Origin of the sequence: Paraflavitalea sp. CAU 1676, assembly GCF_029223285.1 — a bacterium.
Taxonomy (GTDB): Bacteria; Bacteroidota; Bacteroidia; order Chitinophagales; family Chitinophagaceae; genus Paraflavitalea.
This window is the reverse complement of the sequence record NZ_JARHUJ010000007.1, coordinates 388,765-409,337: the sequence shown is the minus strand read 5'-3', so window position 1 is coordinate 409,337 and position 20,573 is coordinate 388,765. Positions and strand designations below refer to the sequence as shown.

19 protein-coding genes are annotated in these 20,573 nt (G+C 48.7%); 9 read left to right on the top strand and 10 right to left on the bottom strand.

Annotation, left to right across the window (positions count from 1 at the left end):
- Positions 1–3: 3 nt before the first annotated feature.
- Positions 4–1,383 carry an alginate export family protein gene (locus tag P2H89_RS24055; protein WP_275831765.1) on the top strand — a complete coding sequence of 460 codons (1,380 nt, stop codon included), beginning with the start codon at positions 4–6 and terminating at the stop codon, positions 1,381–1,383.
- Between the two features lie 53 nt (positions 1,384–1,436).
- Here P2H89_RS24055 and P2H89_RS24050 read toward each other — a convergent pair whose 3' ends face one another.
- The 3 genes from P2H89_RS24050 to P2H89_RS24040 form a co-directional block, all read right to left on the bottom strand.
- Positions 1,437–2,546, bottom strand: a complete 1,110-nt coding sequence (locus P2H89_RS24050) for a glycoside hydrolase family 18 protein (protein ID WP_275831763.1) — start codon at positions 2,544–2,546, stop codon at positions 1,437–1,439.
- Between the two features lie 54 nt (positions 2,547–2,600).
- Positions 2,601–3,314 carry a DUF1028 domain-containing protein gene (locus P2H89_RS24045; RefSeq protein ID WP_275831761.1) on the bottom strand — a complete coding sequence of 238 codons (714 nt, stop codon included), beginning with the start codon at positions 3,312–3,314 and terminating at the stop codon, positions 2,601–2,603.
- Positions 3,315–3,513: 199 nt separating this feature from the next.
- Entirely contained in the window at positions 3,514–4,269 is a 756-nt protein-coding gene (locus tag P2H89_RS24040) for a hypothetical protein (RefSeq protein WP_275831759.1), read from the bottom strand.
- Between the two features lie 187 nt (positions 4,270–4,456).
- On the opposite strand from P2H89_RS24040, the gene P2H89_RS24035 reads away from it, so the two are divergent.
- From P2H89_RS24035 to P2H89_RS24020, 4 genes are all read left to right on the top strand, one after another.
- A complete protein-coding gene (locus P2H89_RS24035; protein ID WP_275831757.1) occupies positions 4,457–5,335 on the top strand; it encodes a glycoside hydrolase family 16 protein in 879 nt (292 codons plus the stop codon).
- Between the two features lie 204 nt (positions 5,336–5,539).
- Positions 5,540–7,000 (top strand): alpha/beta hydrolase, encoded by a 1,461-nt coding sequence (locus tag P2H89_RS24030; protein WP_275831755.1) that lies wholly within the window; start codon positions 5,540–5,542, stop codon positions 6,998–7,000.
- 342 nt (positions 7,001–7,342) lie between these two features.
- On the top strand, positions 7,343–7,927 hold the full coding sequence (locus P2H89_RS24025) for a hypothetical protein (RefSeq protein WP_275831753.1): 585 nt from the start codon (positions 7,343–7,345) through the stop codon (positions 7,925–7,927).
- Positions 7,924–9,144 carry a porin gene (locus P2H89_RS24020; RefSeq protein WP_275831751.1) on the top strand — a complete coding sequence of 407 codons (1,221 nt, stop codon included), beginning with the start codon at positions 7,924–7,926 and terminating at the stop codon, positions 9,142–9,144. The genes P2H89_RS24025 and P2H89_RS24020 overlap by 4 nt, the downstream gene beginning before the upstream one ends.
- Before the next feature lie 10 nt (positions 9,145–9,154).
- Here the strand turns inward: P2H89_RS24020 and P2H89_RS24015 are convergent, their stop codons facing one another.
- The gene (locus P2H89_RS24015; RefSeq protein ID WP_275831749.1) at positions 9,155–9,538 is read right to left on the bottom strand and encodes a hypothetical protein; all 384 of its coding nucleotides are present in this window, start codon (positions 9,536–9,538) and stop codon (positions 9,155–9,157) included.
- A gap of 386 nt (positions 9,539–9,924) precedes the next feature.
- On the opposite strand from P2H89_RS24015, the gene P2H89_RS24010 reads away from it, so the two are divergent.
- Complete coding sequence (locus tag P2H89_RS24010; protein ID WP_275831747.1) at positions 9,925–10,503, top strand: outer membrane beta-barrel protein; 579 nt, start codon at positions 9,925–9,927, stop codon at positions 10,501–10,503.
- A 27-nt stretch (positions 10,504–10,530) separates the two neighbouring features.
- On the opposite strand, the gene P2H89_RS24005 is transcribed toward P2H89_RS24010, so the two are convergent.
- Positions 10,531–11,637 (bottom strand): SGNH/GDSL hydrolase family protein, encoded by a 1,107-nt coding sequence (locus P2H89_RS24005; protein ID WP_275831745.1) that lies wholly within the window; start codon positions 11,635–11,637, stop codon positions 10,531–10,533.
- 277 nt (positions 11,638–11,914) lie between these two features.
- Here P2H89_RS24005 and P2H89_RS24000 point away from each other — a divergent pair, with 277 nt between their 5' ends.
- Both P2H89_RS24000 and P2H89_RS23995 read left to right on the top strand, forming a co-directional pair.
- Positions 11,915–12,793 carry a hypothetical protein gene (locus P2H89_RS24000; RefSeq protein ID WP_275831743.1) on the top strand — a complete coding sequence of 293 codons (879 nt, stop codon included), beginning with the start codon at positions 11,915–11,917 and terminating at the stop codon, positions 12,791–12,793.
- 79 nt (positions 12,794–12,872) lie between these two features.
- Complete coding sequence (locus tag P2H89_RS23995; RefSeq protein WP_275831741.1) at positions 12,873–15,437, top strand: TonB-dependent receptor; 2,565 nt, start codon at positions 12,873–12,875, stop codon at positions 15,435–15,437.
- Positions 15,438–15,443: 6 nt separating this feature from the next.
- Here the strand turns inward: P2H89_RS23995 and P2H89_RS23990 are convergent, their stop codons facing one another.
- Entirely contained in the window at positions 15,444–15,689 is a 246-nt protein-coding gene (locus P2H89_RS23990) for a hexameric tyrosine-coordinated heme protein (protein WP_275831739.1), read from the bottom strand.
- A gap of 170 nt (positions 15,690–15,859) precedes the next feature.
- On the opposite strand from P2H89_RS23990, the gene P2H89_RS23985 reads away from it, so the two are divergent.
- Positions 15,860–16,342, top strand: coding sequence for a GNAT family protein (locus tag P2H89_RS23985; RefSeq protein ID WP_275831737.1), 483 nt, complete (start codon positions 15,860–15,862; stop codon positions 16,340–16,342).
- A 75-nt stretch (positions 16,343–16,417) separates the two neighbouring features.
- On the opposite strand, the gene P2H89_RS23980 is transcribed toward P2H89_RS23985, so the two are convergent.
- From P2H89_RS23980 to P2H89_RS23965, 4 genes are all read right to left on the bottom strand, one after another.
- Entirely contained in the window at positions 16,418–18,205 is a 1,788-nt protein-coding gene (locus P2H89_RS23980) for an IPT/TIG domain-containing protein (RefSeq protein WP_275831735.1), read from the bottom strand.
- Positions 18,206–18,464: 259 nt separating this feature from the next.
- On the bottom strand, positions 18,465–19,124 hold the full coding sequence (locus P2H89_RS23975) for a hypothetical protein (RefSeq protein ID WP_275831733.1): 660 nt from the start codon (positions 19,122–19,124) through the stop codon (positions 18,465–18,467).
- A 36-nt stretch (positions 19,125–19,160) separates the two neighbouring features.
- On the bottom strand, positions 19,161–19,841 hold the full coding sequence (locus tag P2H89_RS23970; protein WP_275831731.1) for a hypothetical protein: 681 nt from the start codon (positions 19,839–19,841) through the stop codon (positions 19,161–19,163).
- Between the two features lie 52 nt (positions 19,842–19,893).
- Positions 19,894–20,550, bottom strand: a complete 657-nt coding sequence (locus P2H89_RS23965; protein WP_275831729.1) for a hypothetical protein — start codon at positions 20,548–20,550, stop codon at positions 19,894–19,896.
- Between the last annotated feature and the right edge of the window lie 23 nt (positions 20,551–20,573).

Below are 20,573 nucleotides of genomic sequence, written 5' to 3'. Positions count from 1 at the left end.
GCTGTGATAAAACAACTAGTCGTCATATGCCTGTGCCTCGTTGGGTGGGGTAGAAGTGTAGCCCAAAACATAACGCCTTTTAAGCAACTCCGCTACGAAGAGGACTATTCCAGCCTTCAACAGGACAGCAGCAGTAGCTGGTATGCAAGTACAAAATTCAAAGCGCTGTCTAAAAACGGCAGCGCTTACCTTAGTATGGGGGGCGATATAAGATACCAGTACCAGCGGTTCACCAATGAGAATTGGGGCGAATCTCCAAAAGATAATGATGGATTCATCCTCACGAGGTACCTCGCCCACGCAGACTTCCATGCCGGGGAGCACTTCAGGACCTTTGTACAATTGCAAAGCAGTTTTGCCAATGGCAAGGTAACACCGCCGTCCCCGGTCGATGAAAATCAACTGGATCTTCACCAGGCGTTTGCAGATATAGCTTTCACCAATAACAAGACACAATCGCTGACATTGAGGATGGGGCGCCAGGAATTATTATACGGCTCTCAAAGATTGGTGGCCGTTAGAGACGGCCCTAATAACAGGCAATCGTTCGATGCCGCCCGGTTGTTGTATAAGCGCAGAACCTGGAATGCGGATATTTTTTATTCACGGTTTGTTCAGTCAAAGAAGCTGATATTTGATGACGGGTTTACCAATAATACCCGTTTCTGGGGTGCGTACCTGGTCAAAAACAGGATTCCCTTGATCAACAATGTTGATATCTATTACTTCGGCTTACTGAAAAAGAATGCAAAATTCGATGATGGTGCCGGGAAAGAGTTAAGGCATTCTTTAGGCAGCAGGATCTGGAACAACAACAAGTTCTGGAGATACGATATCGAAGGACTTTATCAATTCGGGGCCTTTGCCGGCAAAACGATCAGCGCCTGGACATTTTCTGTAAACACGGGCTACAAGTTTGCCAACACGGCAATGAAGCCGGAAGCAGGTATAAAGACCGAGCTGATCAGTGGCGATGCCAGCTATAACGACAACAAATTACAAACCTTCAATCCACTGTTCCCCAGGGGCGGCTATTTTGGACTGGTGTCCATAATTGGTCCTGCCAACTTATTCGACATTCATCCTTCCCTTTCCCTTGATCTTGCGCGTGGGCTGTATTTCAATATGGATTATGATATCTTCTGGCGCTACAGCCTTAACGACGGCATATATGGTCCCAATGTGGCACTGATCTATTCTGGCAGGGAAAGCAGGCAAAGATCCATTGGGCGGCAGTACTCGTCACATATTGAATATATACCCAATGAGTTTCTTTATTTCCGCTGCGAATTTACCTGGTTCAAGGCCAGCGACTTTTTGCAGGACGTAGGCACGGGTAAAAACATACTATTCGCTGCCTGTACCGCGCAACTTAAATTTTAGGCGAACAGTATGTAATCTGCAGAAACGCATACTGTTTGGCCATTGGGCAAATATTATCTGGGCTTTTGTTTTCTCCTCGTTGCATTCAGGGCCGCAGTAACCAATGAATAGCGGTTGTTCACATCATAGCCCAGTGCCCAAAACATGATGCCGCCGGCAAGTTGCCCGGCAGCGCCGGCTTTAAGCCTGATCGTTTTGATGCCGTTGTAGTAGATAGTGTATTGCGCAATGGAGTCTTTCAACATTTTACTGCTGTCGATCGAAATAACAGCACTATCACTGAAAGGATCTCCACCTGCCCTCAATATCGCTGCATAGGTTCTGATGTAAGGTGACTGCCGGATGCCGCTTGGCCTTCCATAAAAAGGCAAACCCACTACGCACTTCTCTTTTTTCATTTTTCGTACCCGCATCCAATACAAATAGCTTTCTTTGGCCATAGCGGCGGTACTGTGCTGAACATGCGGCCGGCTAACACTAAATGCATCATAGATCATAATGTTGAACCAGTCTACGGCATCGCCATGTAAGAATTGCTGGTTGATGGCGGAGCTTCGTCTGCCCCCGTTAACGCCCGGTGTGATCGCGCAGCTCAGATAATAGGATCCCCTGGTATGACAACTGTCGCTCAACTCCTGCAAGAACAACGAGAATAAACTGTCTGTTTTATCCCTCCTGCTGGGAAATTCCCAATCGATATCCACCCCGTTCAGGTCATAGCTGCGCAAAAGATCCATGATCTGTTGAATGCATGAACGCCGGCTGCTGGCTGACCCTGCCATTGTTTTGAAATGCTGATGATAGCCTGTTATGCTCAATAATATTTTGCAATTCGCCGCCTGTGATTTTGCCACAAAGGCTTTCAGGTTTTCAGGGTGCTTTATAAACAGTTTATTATTCTTCAGCAATCTTGCCGAGGACCAGTTGATGACATTGCATTGTTTGAGTTTGCTGTTGGGGATCAAAGCCGGTTTTCTGAAATCAAGTACATAACCCACAATTTTGAAGTCAATATGGGGTGGCGGAAAAATGCTGTCAGATACGGTGGTGCCGGGGACGAGCCTGCTGTTCGTTGAATCCTCCGCATGGAGTACAGGGTTATCGAAGTTGCTATGGGTGGCAACAACCAGGAGCAGCATGACGAGGTGAATTGAACGGCACATCCTGTAGTAGGACACTTTTCGCAGTCCATTTTCGCCATGGTTCGGGAAAATGGGTTATTTCAGTTTGAGTTTCCAGTCTTCGAGTTTCTGGCGCAGTGCATCCACTGCATGCGTATGGTCATCGTTTTGGTAAATAACCAGATTTAGCCAATGCTTTTCCACATCGTCTGGTTTTGAGACGGTCAGGAAAGCGCTGGACGCCTTTCGCTCACCACACCTTTTGTCGCCCCCGGCTTTTGCGCCGGCCTCGAGGGCAATCATCAATACTTCCTGGATGGGCAGCGAATCTTTCCGTGCCTTAACCGCAGCATCGAAGATCGCCTGTATTTCGTCGGGATGGGTAAGCGTGTTGCCCTGTACCGAAATGCCATACCCGGTCAACGTTCCCCCATATGCGTTGGTTTTTGTGCCGGTGTAAGTAGCGGGATGTGCGAGGTCGTTCATGCAGAGCACGGCATACTGTTGCTGTTCAGGATCAAAATCGGGATGCCTGATCTTGTCCAATATGGCCATCGGGGTAGCGCCATCCATGATCATACGGAAGCCTTGTAAACGTGCCAGCGAATTGCTCATGGCCTGCACCACGATGGCGCCCTTATCCGGCACAATAAGGCCAATGCCGTAAACGCTCAGGGTACAGGAAGCGCCGGCTATACCGATCTCATTGGTTTTCGGGTCCACCACAATGATTGACCAGGTGGCGAAAGACGGAAGGTGAAGGGCTAATCCGAAAAGCAGGGAAAGGCAAAGCTGCCGGGCTGGTTTCATATCGTTTATTGTTTGAGGTATGGGGTTCCAAACCAATGCCAGTTTTGAGGCTGGTTGACAACCAGTAGTTTAGTTTAATCTATTTAAAGGCTGTGTATGCTTTTGATACAAAGCTTGTTTGATATTGAACAGTGGTTACATAACAAACGAGGCCGTCTCAGCGATGAGACGACCTCGTTCTTTTGGGATTTGTAGCTAGTTATTTTCTGTCGTACTGCCAATAGATCGTTTTATCGTCATTCGTGGCAGTATTGATCAAAAAGATGTAGATCTCCCCCTTGTTCCAATCTTTGGTTTTTGCCCGGTTTGAAAAGTCGGCAAACGTAGTATTGTTACTGATGATATTACTGGCCGGGAAGCATTCAGCTCCGCATTGGAATACCTCTGCATCCAGCGACGTGGTGCCCTTGAAGAGATGCCGCTCTACGTTTACATATCCCCAGGGCCCCTGGAAAGACCTTACTTCAAAAGCTGGATCTGTGGGATCGAGTGGAACGGTGATGCTGAAGCCAGCTTCCTTTATGTATAGTAAGGATTTCCACTGGTCGGCCAGCAAACTGGTGGGGCCCTCGATAGTAAGTTTCTCTGCCAGCGGCAAGGTGAGCGTTTTGGACAGGGTGTACTTAAAGCCTCCGTTGCCAGGTTTTGAATACACAGTAACATCCATCTGCCAATTGCCGGCGGGCAGGGTGTCGAGCGCGACCAGGTAATCGGTTGTTTTTTTTGCCCCCTTGCCGGTGATCGTTTTCGTTTTGTCGGCATTGACCAGCGTCACCAAAACCGAATCGGCTTTGGCGAGGCCAATACTGCTAGTCCCGAAGGCAATATGTGCCGATTTGGGAACCGGTTCGGGAACGGGTTCATCTTCCTTGTCTTTATTACAGCCCGCCAGCCAGGCGCCTGCCAGGAGTAAGGTAATGGCAGGTAGGGCGCCGTACTGTTTCATTCTTTTCATGATAAGTAGTAGTGGTTTAAAATGAGGTTGACAAATCCGTGCGAATTTATTGTCTCGTGCCTGTCCTCAAAGCGTACTCTATCTGAGCGACCAGTTTTTAGTGATCAATTGAGACAATCCTTACCTCAGCCATATGAGATCATTTTATTAAGTGTGCTTTAAACAAATATTATTAATAATATTGTGCATGCGCACCCTTAACTGCCTGTTATCAATAAAGAACTTACTGGTTATCTGCTTGTCTGTTGCCTGTTTAACATCCTGTAATCATCGATTGGCGCCTCCCCCGATCGGGGCCGCCGGCAGCGATGGCTATGTACTGGTGTGGGCCGATGAGTTCAACGGCAAAGGAGTTCCGGATACAGCCAATTGGAACTATGAAGAAGGTTTTGTACGTAACCAGGAGCAACAATGGTATCAAAAGGGAAATGCATCGATGAGAAATGGTTTACTCACCATTGAAGCAAGGAAAGAAACAAAACCCAATCCCCACTACGAAGCAGAAAGTAAGGAATGGAGAAAGAATCGTCCACAGATCGAATACACCTCCTCCTGTCTGCTCACCCGCGGCAAACAACAATGGCTTTACGGTCGTTTCGAATGCAGGGCACGTATCGGGATCGATAAAGGCATGTGGCCTGCGTGGTGGACGCTCGGCATCGGCAAACCCTGGCCAGCTAACGGAGAGATTGACATCATGGAATATTACCGCGGTATGTTGTTGGCCAATATTGCCTTTCGCGGCGCTACCGGTAAAGCTGAATGGTTCAGCAACCGGTTCAACACCGATTCCCTGGGCGCACAAAAATGGGCCAGCCAATTCCATACCTGGCGCATGGACTGGACCGATGAATACATAGCCCTTTACCTCGACGATCAGCTGTTAAATAAAGTGACCCAGGATAAACTGACTAACCAGGATGGCAGCCAGTTCAATCCCTTCAGGCAACCCCACTATATGCTGCTCAACCTGGCCATGGGAGGCATGAACGGCGGAGATGTTACGGGAACCTCCTTTCCCCAGAAATTTGAAGTAGACTACGTACGGGTCTATCAAAAAAGGTAAGCCACTTATTGTCACGCACGCCGGCTACTTCTGCCATAATCGTGTTGCAGATTGCAGGAAGCAGCAAACGCTGTCGCTATTTTACTGCTGGTAGGTCTATTAAGGCTTATTTTCACATGAATATGTGAGTTGAATGGCGTATTCGGGAATGGCCGTAGTCGTAATATTACGGCAGGCAAAGTAAATCCCTAATACATCATCAATATGTTCCGTATTTCTCTCTTGTTGTTATTGCTGTCTATGGCTATTGCTGCCGGTGCGCAGGAGTTCAAATTATATGTTCACCTCGATACATCGGCGCACCAGTCGCTGAGCGGACGCTTGTATGTATTCTCTGCATCCGATACCAGCAAGGGAGTACAGGACCCCGATGCCATTCATCCAACCCCTTCATTTTACATAGATGTTCGCGGATGGAAAGGAGGAACGGCACAATTGTTCGATTCTACCTGCATTGGCTACCCGGTAGCATTTAGCAAGTTAAAGCCCGGCCCTTATAAATTTGGAGCCGTCTTTGATGTAGATACCACAGAACGCAGTAATACGGCGTTGGCGGGTAACTGGTATTCGCGCGATGTGAAGGTGGAAGTAAAACCTGGCAACGACGTTCATTTGTATCTCTCCCGGAAATTCCCCCAGCGGGCTTTCAACGAGAACGATACGGTAAAACTCGTGTCGATGCAAAGCGCCCTGCTGTCACGTTTTCAACAGCGCGATGTGTTTATTAAAGCTGGAATCGTGTTGCCACCTGATTACGGCAAAGATACCAGCCTGCATTATCCCGTTGTATTTGTGATACCAGGCTGGGGCGGCACTCACTACGATGTATTGAGCAAAGGCCCCGTAAAGCGATACGGGATGCGCCTGGGAAAAGACAAGATATACGTATACCTCAATCCCGAAACACAAACCCGTTATGGGCTGCATGCCTTTGTCGATTCGCGGGTAAATGGGCCCTGGGGCAAGGCCCTGGTAGAAGAGCTGGTGCCTTACCTCAGCACCAGGTTCAGGATCGAAGTGGACAGGAGCAAACATTTTGTCGTGGGTCAAAGTTCCGGTGGTTACGCCGCATTGTGGCTGCAATTGAATTACCCCACCTCCTTTGGAGGATGTTGGGCTGTATCGCCCGACCCGGTTGCTTTCAGCAATTTCATCGGCGTGGATATCTACGCAAAGCGGGCCAATCTTTATTACGATAAACAAAGGCAGGAGCATCCTTTCTTCCTCGAGAATGGTAAGGGCACCAGCACGTTGAAGCAGTTTGTATTGATGGAGGATTTTATGGGCGATGGCGGGCAGATGCAATCATTCGAAGCGGAATTCGGATTGCCCGATGCAACAGGCAGGCCACGTCTGCTTTTCAATCGTACCACGGGTGCCATCGACCACGCAGTAGTACAATCCTGGAAGCCGTATGATCTTGCCTGGTTTGTAGAGGCAAACTATAAACGGCTGGCAAAGGATCTGGAAGGAAAAGTACACGTGTACGCTGGAGCCGAGGATAATTTTTCCCTTGACAAAGCAGTTCAATTGTTTAAAGAGTCATCCGTAAAGATGAAGGCTGATTTTACAGTCGAGTTGTTGCCCGGGGCCAATCACTGGTCTGTTTGGAGTGAAGCATTTACGCAACGGGTGCAGCGCGAGATCGACCAGCGGATCAAATAGTTCAATAGCCGTTGCCCGGTGCGAGATGGACCTGCCCGGCCTGCAGGCGCTCATCGGTAAACCATTGGTGCAGGTTCCTTAAAGTTGCCTGCTTTTACATACTTGTGCGGGTTTTTAAATCCTGGATGAGGAATGACTTACTTCGATTTATGTTGTGTTCCTGTGAACAGATACGTCGAAATTCTCCGAACTGCCTGTTAAAAAGCAACTTCTTTGGCGGACGTGCCATCGCTGCAGTGTCTATACCGGAGAATTGCTTAGTTGTTGCACAATTGGGGTGAAACCAGCCCGGTTCATCCCGCTGCAATGCTATGTACTTACAGGTACCCAATGTAAAGGCACATGTATATAGAATTTAACAGGCTGGTAAGGCTTATTACCCTGGTGGCAGGCAGCTGTATTATTTTTTGCCAGCATGCCCTGGCGCAGGACAAGAAAGCGGAACCCTTCCGCCCCGTGCATAGTATCGCCCTCAATATCGGTCATGAACATTCATTCCATGGCATCGAAGAGAACGGCGGCAGCAAAACCCTTGTCCTGCCTTACTGGGGCTTCGATTACAATTTTCAGTTTGTCAGGAAGTTTGCAGTGGGCATGCATGTGGACTACATCAATGAGTCGTTTGAAGTAGAGAAGAACCTGGAGGGGGATGGAGAAGAGATCAACCGAACCCGGCCCCTGGCACCCGCCGTGATGGGATTTTTCAAACCCACCGAACATTGGAGCTTTGGACTTGGTGCTGGCGCAGAGTTTTCAAAAGAAGAGAGCTTCTTCCTCAATAGAGCTGCGGTGGAATATGGTGTTGAGATCAGGAATGGCTGGGAAGTATTTGGCGTGTTTCAATATGATTTTCGTTGGCATGCCTACGATACCTGGACCATCGGTCTGGGGATCGGTAAGTCATTGGGCAAAAAAGAAAAACGATGAAGCGCGCACGGCAACCCTCGATGCCGGTATGGTGCTGGTGGCTCCTGGCTTTCCTGGGAACAGCCCACGTGCTGCAGGCGCAGGACGAAAGTGATTCACTGGTGCTGAAAAGGATCCGGCATGGTGAAAAAGGATTCGAATTTCAAACAGCCGATAACAAATTCCTCCTTCAATTCCAGGGACGTCTCCAGTTCCGCTTTGCATCACCGGAAGATGAAGACCCAGTGACCTTCGATGATTTTACCGGAGAAAAGAAACCGGTGTTCAAGATCAACCGGGCGCGCCTGAAAATAGGGGGGCATGCGTTTCGCCCCTGGCTTAAGTATTATTGGGAATATGAATTGAGCCAATCCAATTTGTTGAACTATACCGTCATGGTTGAAAAATGGGACTGGCTGAAATTAATGGTAGGACAATTTAAGGTCGAATATACCCGCGAAAGAAGGATCAGCAGTGGTGAACAGCAAATGATGGACCGCTCCGTCATCAACCGGCCATTTACGGTAGACAGGCAGCAGGGCGTAGAACTGTATGGCCGCCTGAAAGGAAAGAAGCTGGCGGATTTTAATTACTGGTTTGCAGCGCTGACAGGAACGGGTAGAGGGAATAGTTCTAATGACGACAATCACCTCATGTATTTCGGGCGTCTGCAATGGAATGTATTCGGTGTATATCTCGACTTTGAAGGCAGTGATCTGGAAATACATGAAAAGCCTGCGGCGGAGCTGGCTATATCGGCAGTTACGAACCGCAGTCCATATACCCGGTTCTCACAGGCGGGCGGTGGTAGTCTTGAGGGGTACGAGAACGGACAGCCCGGTCAGTACAGGGTGAGCCAGGCCAATATCGAAACGGCATTCATGTATAAGGGAATCAGCTGGCAGTCGGAGCTGCACTGGAAAGAGATCATCGATAAATTGGACAATAACCGTGCTGATATCCTGTACGGGTACTATATACAGGCAGGATATATGTTTCACCAAACAGTTGACTGGTGGCCTAAACCGCTCGAGCTCGCCTTCCGCAATGCCAGTTATATGCCTAATAAAGAGGCCGATTTTACCAGGAAAAGAGAAACTTCTGGAGCGCTCAATTGGTTCTTCAATGGCCATAAGAACAAACTTACAGCTATGTGCAGTTATTACGAATATGATAAAACCGGCGATGTGCCGGCCCATCAGTGGAGGTATCGCCTGCAATGGGATATTTCCTTTTGAGGTATGGCCGCTACTTATCGACTAATCCCGCCTTTTGCAATTTCGCCTTCACATAGGCAATAAACTGGTCTCTTTTTTCTGTTCCCATAATGGCGTCGAGCTGGGCGTCGCGTGCGGCGAGTGCAACACTGGCATATTGCTGTTTGCCTTCGTCGGTTTTGCCATAACGATCGATCCTGTCGATGGTAGACAGGAAACAGAGATTTACGTTGTCAATGTCCGTCAACTGATCCGTACTCATACTCAGTTTTTCTTTCAGAAATTTTTGATTGTCGGCCCTGAATTCTTTCAACTTCAGCATTTTTTGTTCGTTGTTCATTTCCTTCCAGGTTTGTGCATGTGCGACGGCCACGCAGCACAGGCAAACAAACAGTAGCATGATTAAATGTTTCATATAAAATAATTGGTAGACAATAAAAGAAAATTAATGGCCAGTCTATGGCTGGCGCCGGGCTGAAGCAGGTGATAGTGAGGACAGTCGACGTAAATGGGGGAGCATTAAGAAAAGAGGTAGCCTTTGAAGGGGCAATTTACTATTAAAACCATGAATGCTGTTGATTGTAGATGATTGTGATGCTGAATTCAACCCATCATTCAACAGCATCCAGGCTGTCCATTTCCAAGTTGGGCAGGGTTGTCTGATTTTTAATCGATAATTTTGGTATCCGGTCTTTTACTGCCTTCCGTGCTTCGCATCATGTCCCATCGGCCCGCTGTTCAGCCCTGCTTCATTTTGTAACCGTCCTTCAATATCCGGTTGAAGGCTTTAAAATCATGATTATGAAGTATCATTTTTATTCGCTTGTCTTATTCAGCCTGGTCGTGCACAGTACGGTAACCGCGCAACTTACGCTCAAACCCGCAATAGGGATCAATTTCACCGATTTTTCAAAAGACCCCTCTACGGGAGAATACAAATCACAAGTGGGTTGGCAGATCGGTGGTACGGTAACTATTGGTAAAAAGTTCTACTTTGAGCCGGGCCTGTTTTACCTCCAGAAGAGCACCGAGTACCAAATAGACACCGTAAATGCCCAGAATGTTTCTTTCGATATCAGTGGGTTGCGTATACCTGTTGGAGTCGGTATCAATTTATTGGGAGATAAGAAGTCGATGATCGGTCTGCACGCACATGGCGGTTTTTCGGCTTTTATTCTAACCTCTGTGAAAGATCTTGATAAAGACGATTTTAAGAATGCTTCCTGGGGTGTGTATGCCGGTGCAGGGCTCGATATCTCGATCATATTCGTCGATCTTCAGTATGAGTGGTCCCTAACCGACATAAGTGATGTTCAGAATGTCGACGTCGGCAAGTCGCGGTCTTTTTTCATCAATGCAGGAGTACGGTTGCCATTGTGACGAAAAGGCCGTTGTTTAGTGATAAGCCTAATGAGTTTTTTTCGGTTTTGCGGCCAATGCTTTCTTAATAACGGGTAAAATGGCATCGGCAATCCGCATAAAGCCCAGGTCGGTGAGGTGAATGCCATCGATTGTTGCTTCGTGATCTTCTCCGATCAGTTGCGACGATTGAATGTAGTAGAGATCCTTCATGCCTTCCGCTTTCAATCGCTCGTAGGTAGTTTTGATGGCTTCATTTTGTTGGCGCACTGTTTCTCCTATTTTGCGGTCCCACAGGCCGTTCTGCCGAAAGATTGTTTCAACGATAACAATCGGTGTAGATGGCTGCTTTTCCCGCAGTGATTTTATGAAAGGGTAGGAGCGTTCCCTGATCTGTTCCGGTGAGGGATTGGGAATGCAATCAAGTACATAACAATCTGCCGGCACGGTGGCGAGGTAGGTGGCCAGTTCCGGCTCCATTTTGGCACTGCCGCTGAAACCAAGGTTGATCACATCCATTCCTGTTCTGCGCTGCAAAATAGCTGGATAGGCCATGCCGGGTCTGCCCGCTGAAGCACCCTGTACTACACTGGAGCCATACACCACCACTCTCCTTGACTGATTGATGCCAGGCTTCGCTGGTTTTTGAATAGTTGCTTGCCCGTCAATACCAATTTGCAGAGCGCTCATGCCATTGTAGAGGGGCAGGTAGAGCATGAATTGTTTCAGCGAACTATCCATATTACCCACGATCAGCTGTGATTGCTGGGTTCCTGTACCCGGCCTTCCCACACTTACAAATTGCCATTGCCCATCCTTCAGGCAATATAGGTCAAGGCCGCTGTGACCTATTGGAGTCATATTGGACATGTGCACTTCGCCATCCAACTTCCACTGTGTGCGGATACTGGTAGAATTGGTTTCGAAGAGTATGGCAATCCCCGCGCTTTGCTGTGCCAGCCTTTTAACGGCGTCTGGCATGGGGCTTCGGTCAATGCTGTCGATACGCCGGTAGACAGAGTCGGTTGTTTTTGCTTTACCAACGATGAGCAGCGACGACGCATCTACATACCGGGGTTCATGCTGGGCAAAGGATGAATGAAGGCAGCAGCAAAGCATGACGATGAATGGCAGGCGTTTGATGAATTGGTTCATGGTGTTCTGATGTAGTCAGGCATTGGAAAGGCTGGCAGCCCGAATTGATAGGTGCGAATGTAAAAAAAATCTACCGTGAGGCAACCTTTTCCTTGCTGCCCGGGTATTATGTTAGCATAAAACTCTCCCAGGTACCCTGGTTTCCTGGTTTTATTCAATTCCACGTACTCATTTACCGGATGCTATAGGCCTTACTTCCAGGTAAGGTCAACTGATAGAATTAAAACAGCTGTTTTAGTGCCTGGAGTTTTATTGGTGTACATCAAAACTATTAAACATGACAAAAGTACTGAATGGGCAAAGGCTTTTGAAGGCTGCCCTTATGGGATTTTCATTGACAATGGGTGTTATCGGTTGCAAGAAAGATGACAAGGATCCGCAACCTGTATTGGAAGTGCAATTGAAGGCTCATGCCACACTGGGCAATATGCTGGTGGACAAGGATGGCAGGTCGCTTTACTTTTTTGCGAGTGATGCAACTGGTGCAAATACCTGCACGGGTGGGTGCGAAGCATTGTGGCCGGTATTCAACGCTACGCTGAGTGCCGATAAATTGGGTGCAGGGCTTACGCTGAGTGATTTTACAACCGGCACTACCGGTAGCGGCAAAGCCCAGTTGATCTATAAGGGACGTCCGTTGTATTATTACGCGCCGTTGGCGAACGGCGCCAATACACCCGAAGCTGCCGGTGAAGTGAAAGGCGAAGGCTTTGGTGGTAACTGGTATGTTGCTAAGCCCGATTATTCGGTGATGCTGAGCAATGCGCAGCTGGTAGGAGCCGATGGTAAAAACTACCTTGCCAATTTTACTGAAGGAACGGGTAAAACGGTTTATTTCACCGATAGTAAAGGTGTAACCTTGTACACCTTCAGCAAGGATAAACAAAACGTCAATTCCTTCACCAAGGCCGATTTCTCCAACAACGGCGTATGGCCTATTTATGAAACAGATAAGGTAGTAGTGCCGTCGGTGCTGGACAAAACGCTGTTTGGATCTATTGTGGTGTTTGGTAAAAAGCAACTCACTTATAAGGGCTGGCCATTGTATGGATTCGGTCAGGACAATAGTGTGCCGGGCGCCACGAAAGGCGTTTCATTCCCAACGCCGGGCATATGGCCTGTAGGAAGAAAGGACATCGCTGCCGCTAACCCATAAGGGGTTAGCGCCGGGCGCAGGAGAGGCAGGTTGCGAAAGTCTGCAGAATGATTAGATTTGTCGTAGGAAAAGGCGATTCATGAACATCACTAACTGCAAACTAATTGCATACACCCTCGTCATGCTTATAGTTCGGGGGCAATCTGCACATGCCCAGCCGGCCCAGCCGAAAAAGGATAGTGCGGAGAACTTATCGGCAGTAGTCGTGTCTGCTTCCCGCGTTGGTGAAAAGATCATGCAGGCGCCGGTAACCATTGAACACCTTGATCTGCGTGCCATCCGGCACTCATCCCAGCCTTCCTTCTTCGATGCCATAGAGAATATCAAAGGGATCCAGCTGATCACTCCCAGCCTTGGCTTCAAGGTCATCAATGCCCGTGGCTTTACGAATACCACCAATGTACGTTTTGTGCAGATGGTGGATGGTATGGATATACAGGCGCCCCATATCGGCGCCCCGATGGCCAATGCGCTGGGGCCCGGGGATCTGGATATTCTGCGAGTTGAGGTATTGCCTGGCATGGCATCTGCCCTTTACGGCATGAATGCGATCAACGGAACCGCTAATTTTATAGTGAAGGATCCATTCCTTTACCAGGGTTTGACGGTGATGCAAAAAACAGGTGTCAACCATGTAAGTAGTGATCTGCACGATCCCGCTCTCTTTATCGAATCTTCCCTGCGCTGGGCCAAAGCCTGGAACAACAAATTTGCTATTAAAGTGAATAGTACGTATTCGCGGGGGTACGATTGGGTAGCCAATGACCTCACCGATCTCAATGAGCTGGCCAACCTGTCTACGGGGCTTACCGTACATCAAAATCCGGGAAAGGACCTGGTGAATGTTTATGGAGATGAAGCATCCAACCGGCGTACGCTTACCCTGGGTGGTAAGCAATATGTGGTAAGCCGCACCGGTTATGCAGAAAGGGATATGGCCAGTTATGACCTGGATAATATCAAGGGAGACCTCACCATGGCTTACCGGCCTTCAGCTCACGTTCAACTATCTTACACATTCCGTATTGCGCGCAGCAATACCATTTACCAACGCACCAACCGCTTTCGCCTGGATAATTATATCACCAGCCAGCACAGTCTCACCCTGAGTACGCGCAGCGTTCAATTCAGGGCATATATTAATAGCGAGAATACCGGCGATTCGTACAATATCCGTTCCATGGCGGAAAATATAGACCGGCAGTTCAAAAGTGATAATGATTGGTTCGCCGACTTCTCCAGGCAATACAAAACCTCGGTATCCGGTGGGAGCACGGTGCCGGCTGCTATGGAGGCGGCAAGAAGTTTTGCCGACAAAGGCAGGCCGCAGCCCAATACGGCGGAAACAGCTGCTATTATTGATCGCCTGCGGGATATCAACAACTGGGACCAGGGAGCGGCGCTTCGCGTGAAGGCATCGATGGTGCATGCAGAAGTGCAACATACGCTTACCGACGACCTTTTCAAGAAGCTCAATACCAGGCACAAACTATCTCTCCTGTATGGGGCCGATTACAGGGAGTATATCGTGGTGCCTGATGGAAATTATTTTATCAACCCCGTCAAGCAAGGCTCCAACCTTCACTACCGGAAAGCAGGCGGTTTTATACAGGCCACCAAATACTTCTTTGGTCAAAGCCTGAAGATCAATGCTGTGTTGAGGGTCGATAAGAACCAATACTTCGAAGCGAGGCTTAATCCGCGGCTGTCGATGGTATATTCACCTGTACAGCAGCACAATTTCCGCCTGGCCTTGCAGCAGGGGTATCGTTTCCCCAGTTTGTTCGAGGCATTTTCCAATATCAACAGCGGTGGCGTAAAAAGGGTGGGAGGTTTGCCGGTGATGTCGAATGGTATCTTTGAGAATAGTTACCTCCGCGCATCGGTCGATGCTTTCCAGGCGGCCAATACAAAAGACGTCAATACCAATGGCCTCACGGTAGCGCAGGCGGTGGTGAAAAACCAGGCACTGCTGGTCAGGAATAGCTACACATATATCAGGCCCGAAGAGATCCATGGCATCGAAGCAGGCTACCGCGCCAGCCTGCTAAAGAACAGGTTGATCATGGATGTAGACTTCTATTACAATGTTTATCACCACCTGATGGCGCAGATAGAGGCCAACATACCCAAAGCCACTGTGCCCGATAGTTTGTTGTTCTATATGAACGACCGGCAAAAGCAGGACAGGTATCGCCTCTGGACCAACTCGAAGACCGTTTGTTATAATTTTGCCACCACCATGGGTGTTTCATGGAATTTTTACCGTGCCTACACAGTGGGCGGTAATGTAACCCTTTCCCGATTGGATCGCACTACACGGAATGACGGACTGGAAGACGGGTACAATACGCCGAAATGGATGTACAACTTGTATATCGGAAACCCCCACCTGTGGTCGCGCTTCGGATTTCAGGCAAACTTTCGCTGGCAGAGCAGGTATCTTTGGGTTTCTTCACTGGCTACGGAATGGCTTCCTCCACACAATACGGTCGATGCGCAGGTGCAATACCACCCGATCAAAGACAACTGGGGCGTAAAGGTGGGAGCTTCCAATCTCTTCAACACTTATTATTACAGTTTTGCAGGCGGACCATCCATCAAAGGTCTCTACTACTGTACCCTTACCTGCAAAGTATTGTAGACCTGCTTACTGAGTATTCCGCCAGTAATTATTGGCAGCCGCTATTGTGGCAAATTCCATGGCCACGGTTTGTCCGATCGAAATAAGCATGGCAGCATCCTCTGCGTACCGTGGCCGCAGTTTTTCCCGCATGGCAGCATCCGGCTGAGTTATTTTGATAATGAGTCTGGACATTTTGATGGCCAGGTGCCGGCCCTCCTCCGGAGTTTTGGTGATGAGGCTGTTGCCCGGCACCAGTTCGATAGCATCCATATTAGTAGTAGTTTGAAACCCCAAAGTTGGTGGGTATGGCGCCTGCGGTCAATGTATAATTCTATCCTTCTGTAGTATAAAAGCGATCCCCGCATAAGGGTATAGACGGCAGAGCCGGCGAATTGCTCAAATACAGTAGTTTTGCTTTCTCAAAGCCAAAAGAAAAACAAATGACCCGACTTATCCGCGAGCAGGACTTCGATTTCATTTATCGCCTCTACATGCACCCCGCCACCAATCCATTCTTGTTGTACGAACTCATGGATGAAGAAACATTCAAGCCGATCTTTGGTGACTTACTGCTTAAGAATATTATTTATATCTATGAGCAGGACGCTGTCCCTGCAGGCATGTTCAAGCTGATCCCCGCCACTCACCGTAGTGCCCACATCGTATATGTTGGTGGATTGGCGGTAGAGCCAACCCTGATGGGGAGGGGACTAGGCGGCAAAATGATGGAGGAGATCATTGCGCTCTGTAAAGAAAAAGGATTTTTGCGCATTGAATTGAGTACCTATACAGGCAATGAAAAGGCCATTCGCCTGTATGAAAAAGCCGGCTTTCAGCAAGAGGGGGTACTACGCAAATATACCCACCTCAAAAGCGAAGGTCGGTTTGTGGATGAAGTAATGATGTCGTACGTGGTAGCGTAAAAGAAAGCCCCCAAAAGCCGGGCTCTTGAGGGCATATCAACAGGGCGTGGGTTTTCACATAAATGCAATGCGCGCTTATTGATAAGCTATCTTTCTGATCTTCTTTGACCCCATATCACATACATACATGGTTGTTCCATCTTTCGAAACGGTGATGCCTTGCGGGTAGCTAAAAGTGGCTGCCATCAATGGCCCATTGGTCTGTCCGTTGCTGCTTCCGCCAAAGGACGATACAGTAACGTCGGCATTGTTGATGTTGATCTTCCTGATCATATGGTTGGCATTGTCGGCTACGTAAATGTTGCCATGTTGGTCTGCTGCTATGTCTCTGGGACCATCGAACGTTGCTGTTGCGCCAGCACCGTTATCGTTGCCGTTGGCGCCGGTGCCTGCGAGGGTGCCCCATGACCAGCCGCCATCTTTTGGCAGATAGGCTACTCCGATCTTGTTGTTATAGTTACTGGCGATATACAAAGCTTTGGTGCCGTCGGTGGCGATACCCATCGGTCCCTGGAAATTCGGTACACTTGCATTGTTATGCGCATAAACCGATACTACATTGGTATTGGTGATTTGCATAACGCGATTGTTGGTGCCTTCTGTTGCATATATATAACCATTGGATAGTACAACAACGCCCTGTGGTCTATCGATCGTAATCGGGATGGTAGATACCAATCCGCCCTTGGTGATCTTGCGGATGCGGTTATTATCCGCGTCTGCTACATATACATTCCCTGCCTCGTCGACAGCTAATTTCGTGGGCAGGCTGAAACGGGCACTGGTACCCTGGCCATCCACTAGCCCGGGCGCAAGGCCTGCATCGCCAGCAAATAATGCGCCGGTTGCAGTTCCTCCTGCATTGGGCGTCAGCTTGTAGATGGCGTGAGCATTCTGGTCGGCCACATATACCGTGCCCTCCGTATCTACTGCTACACCGGTGGGATTGTTAAAGAAGACACCGGCAATACCAGTACCTGCATAGTCGCTGACCATCCATATCCACTCGTAATTGAAGTTGGCGAGTGTAGCAATCTCTCTTTCTCCTACTTTTACTTTGATCACACCGGTTCCTGCTTTTAGCGGAACAGTAACTTTTAACCTGGTAGTGGTTGCTGCTGTAACGGTAGCGGCTTTGTCATTGATAGTAACAGTATTCTTGTCCTTAACATCAGAAAAGCCTGTGCCGTCGATGGTGACTTCGTCACCGCCCCTGCCAAAGGTGGTAAATGCGCTAATGGTTACCGGCGGCTGTGCCTGGTTGATCTCTATATTGACGGGTGTTACGCCATTAAAGGAACTGATCAGGCTCAAGGTTGATTTCCGGGGAGCAGTGGTCGCATTGGCGGCGATGGTTAGCTTAACCGTTGTAATACCAGCCAGTCCATTGGTCTTATCGGCAACGATCCAGGATGGAATGCTGCTTAAGGTCCAGGCTACGTTGGAGGTGATGACCAGCGTTTCTTCGCTGCCAGTTTCCGTAACAGATAAGGTGTTTTTGTCAGCCAGCAATGAAGGGTTGGTGCCCGTTTGCGCAAATTCGACCGTGCTGTTGAGAACGCCCTCGGCTTTCACGGTAAGCGCGGTGGCGCGTGCTTCAGGATTGCCGTTGACTGGATAGGATAATTCTATGCGTGTATCTCCCTTACCGGTTTTAGGATTGACTTCCAGCCATGCTGGCATGCCTGTGATGGTCCAATCCGTATTGGAGGTCACTTGCAGGTAAGCTTTGCCAGCTTCCGCAGTAACGTTGATGGTTGATTTATCAATTTGGAGGGTGGGCTTGAACTTGTCGTTTTTTCTACAGGAGTGCAGCACCAGACCGCACAACAGTAGCACTATACCCAGGTAAAGGGACTTCATGTCTTAGTTGGTTTTATTGTTATGGATGCAAAAAGAAGCAATTGCAGGCGCACGGCAGATCGATGGGGGTGTCAGGTGTATGTAAGTTTGCGCGAAGTGAACAAAAATTGGCGCGAGTTGATTTGGGATGGACGGGGTCCCCGGCGTCACCGGATGACTTCTGTCGGATTTTTACACGATTACGGGTCCTAAAAGCCAAGCGGCCACATTGATCCCTCAATGCAGCCGCTGTTTACCGTTCTAAAATAAAAGACGCTGATCAATAACCTCTTTGCAGCACGCTCAACTTACCGGCAAAAGAAAAGTTGGTGGCGCATGCCTGGCCCGGGTTGGGGAAGTTATAATTGTTCGTTGTATAGGCGGCCGTAGCAGCCGCGCTGAAGTCGACGGATATTTGGCCTGTTGTTACATCGATACTTTTCAGGTTGATAGTAACTTCACAGCCGGCAGTGCCCGAAGGAGCATTGTAGTACGCATAGTCATAATCGGGTTGTCTCCAATAATGACCGCCTCCCTGGTTCGAGATGGTCTTAGTTGCCGGATCATAGTCAAAATAGCACCAGGCTCCGTCGTACCATTCCACGTCGCTGAATCGTTCGATATATACTTCATACAGGCCATTGTCTTTCTTCACCATGTAGTGCGTTGAATAATTGCCCGATTTAAAGCTATAGGTTTCTTTGATCACCTTGTTGGCTCCAGAGGCATCTTTGTACGTAGTGGTAGCGGTGATCGGCTCATCGGCCCCCAGAATGTTTTGGGTAGCTTTTGCCTGATCCCTTAAGGCCGCATTTCGTTTTTTCAGGGAATCCACCTGCGACTGAAGGTCGTTGACATCGTCCTTCAGGTTCTTGGTGCAGGAGGGTAAGGTGGCCAACCCCATCAGGGATATTCCCAACACTATAAATGATCGTTTCATCGCTGTTAACTTTTAAGGATGTAGGATGGGAGTAAATTAGCTTCCACTATAGGGCCATACTTTCACTTTGCCAGCGAAAGTAAAGGCGGTGTTGTATGCTTTGCCGTTGGCCGGGGCATATCCCCAATTGTAAACAGCCGTTGCATAGTCGGCATTGCCGCTGGCCGACACGTTGAGCGAGATTTCGCCGGTGGTAATGTTGAAGTTGTTTACTGTAATGTTGATGGTGAGACCTTCATGGGTGTCATACCCCTCTCCGTAATAAGCACGGTCCTGATAGGCGTCGGCATTGTCCCAATAGTGGTATACTCTCTTTTCCGTGATTGCTTTGGTAGTAGGGTTGTACCTAAACCGAACCGCCGCACCTTCATCCCATTCCACGTCGCCAAATCGCTCTATATAAATTTCGTAAGTGCCATCCGCGTAGCCGCGGGCAACCTGTGTTGAGCTATTGCCTGCCTTGAACTTATAGGTTGACTTGATCGTCCTGGTAGCATTGCTGTTATCGGTAAAGGTGGTGGTAGCTACAATAGGTTCGTTGGCGCCGAGGATGATGTCGATGCCGTTGAGGCGGCCGGCTATGCTATCGTTGCTGGAATGCAGCGAATCTACTTCCTTTTTAAGATCGCTGATATCGTTCTTAAGGTCTTTCGTGCACGAGGTGAATGCCAGGGAGCCTGACATGATTATACCTAAAATAATTGCTGGTTTTTTCATAATTGTATTTTGAGTAACTGGTACTGTTAATGAAATGAGCGAAACGGGTTGCTTAGAATCCTCTCTTCAGGACACTCAGCTTTCCTGTGAAAGAAAATTTCGTAGTATGCGCTGCGCCGGGGTTGGGCCACCGGCTGCTGCCGGCCGTATAAGTGCCATCTGCTGTGCCGGTGAAGTCGATTGATATGTCTCCGGTAGTCATGTTGATCGACTTCAGGTTGATATCCACTACACAACCGGTGCTGCCGCCATTATAGGATGGGTTGAACCATTGAGAGGGGTTTTCCCAGTATTGTCCACCGCGTTTCTGCGTGAGTTCTTTGGTAGTTGGATTGTACCTGAACTCGGTCCACGCCCCTTCGTACCACTCAACATCGCTGAAGCGTTCAATGTAAATTTCATACGTGCCGTCTTCGAGGTCCACCATGTAATGCGTCGAGTAGTTGCCCCCTTTAAAACTATAGGTGTCCTGGTATTTCTTTTCGGCGCCGCTTGCATCCTTGTAGGTGGTAGTAGCCATGATCGGCTCGTCGGAACCCAGCACATTTTGCGTGGCTTTCGCCTGTTCCCGTAAAGTAGCATTGCGCTTTTTGAGCGAGTCTACCTGGGTCTCCAGGTATTTGATATCATCCTTCAGGTTCTTCGTACAGGATGGCAGCGAGGCCAGGCCTGCTATGGATATTCCCAGTATCAGGAACGATCTTTTCATAGATGTTGATTTTGTAAAGATTT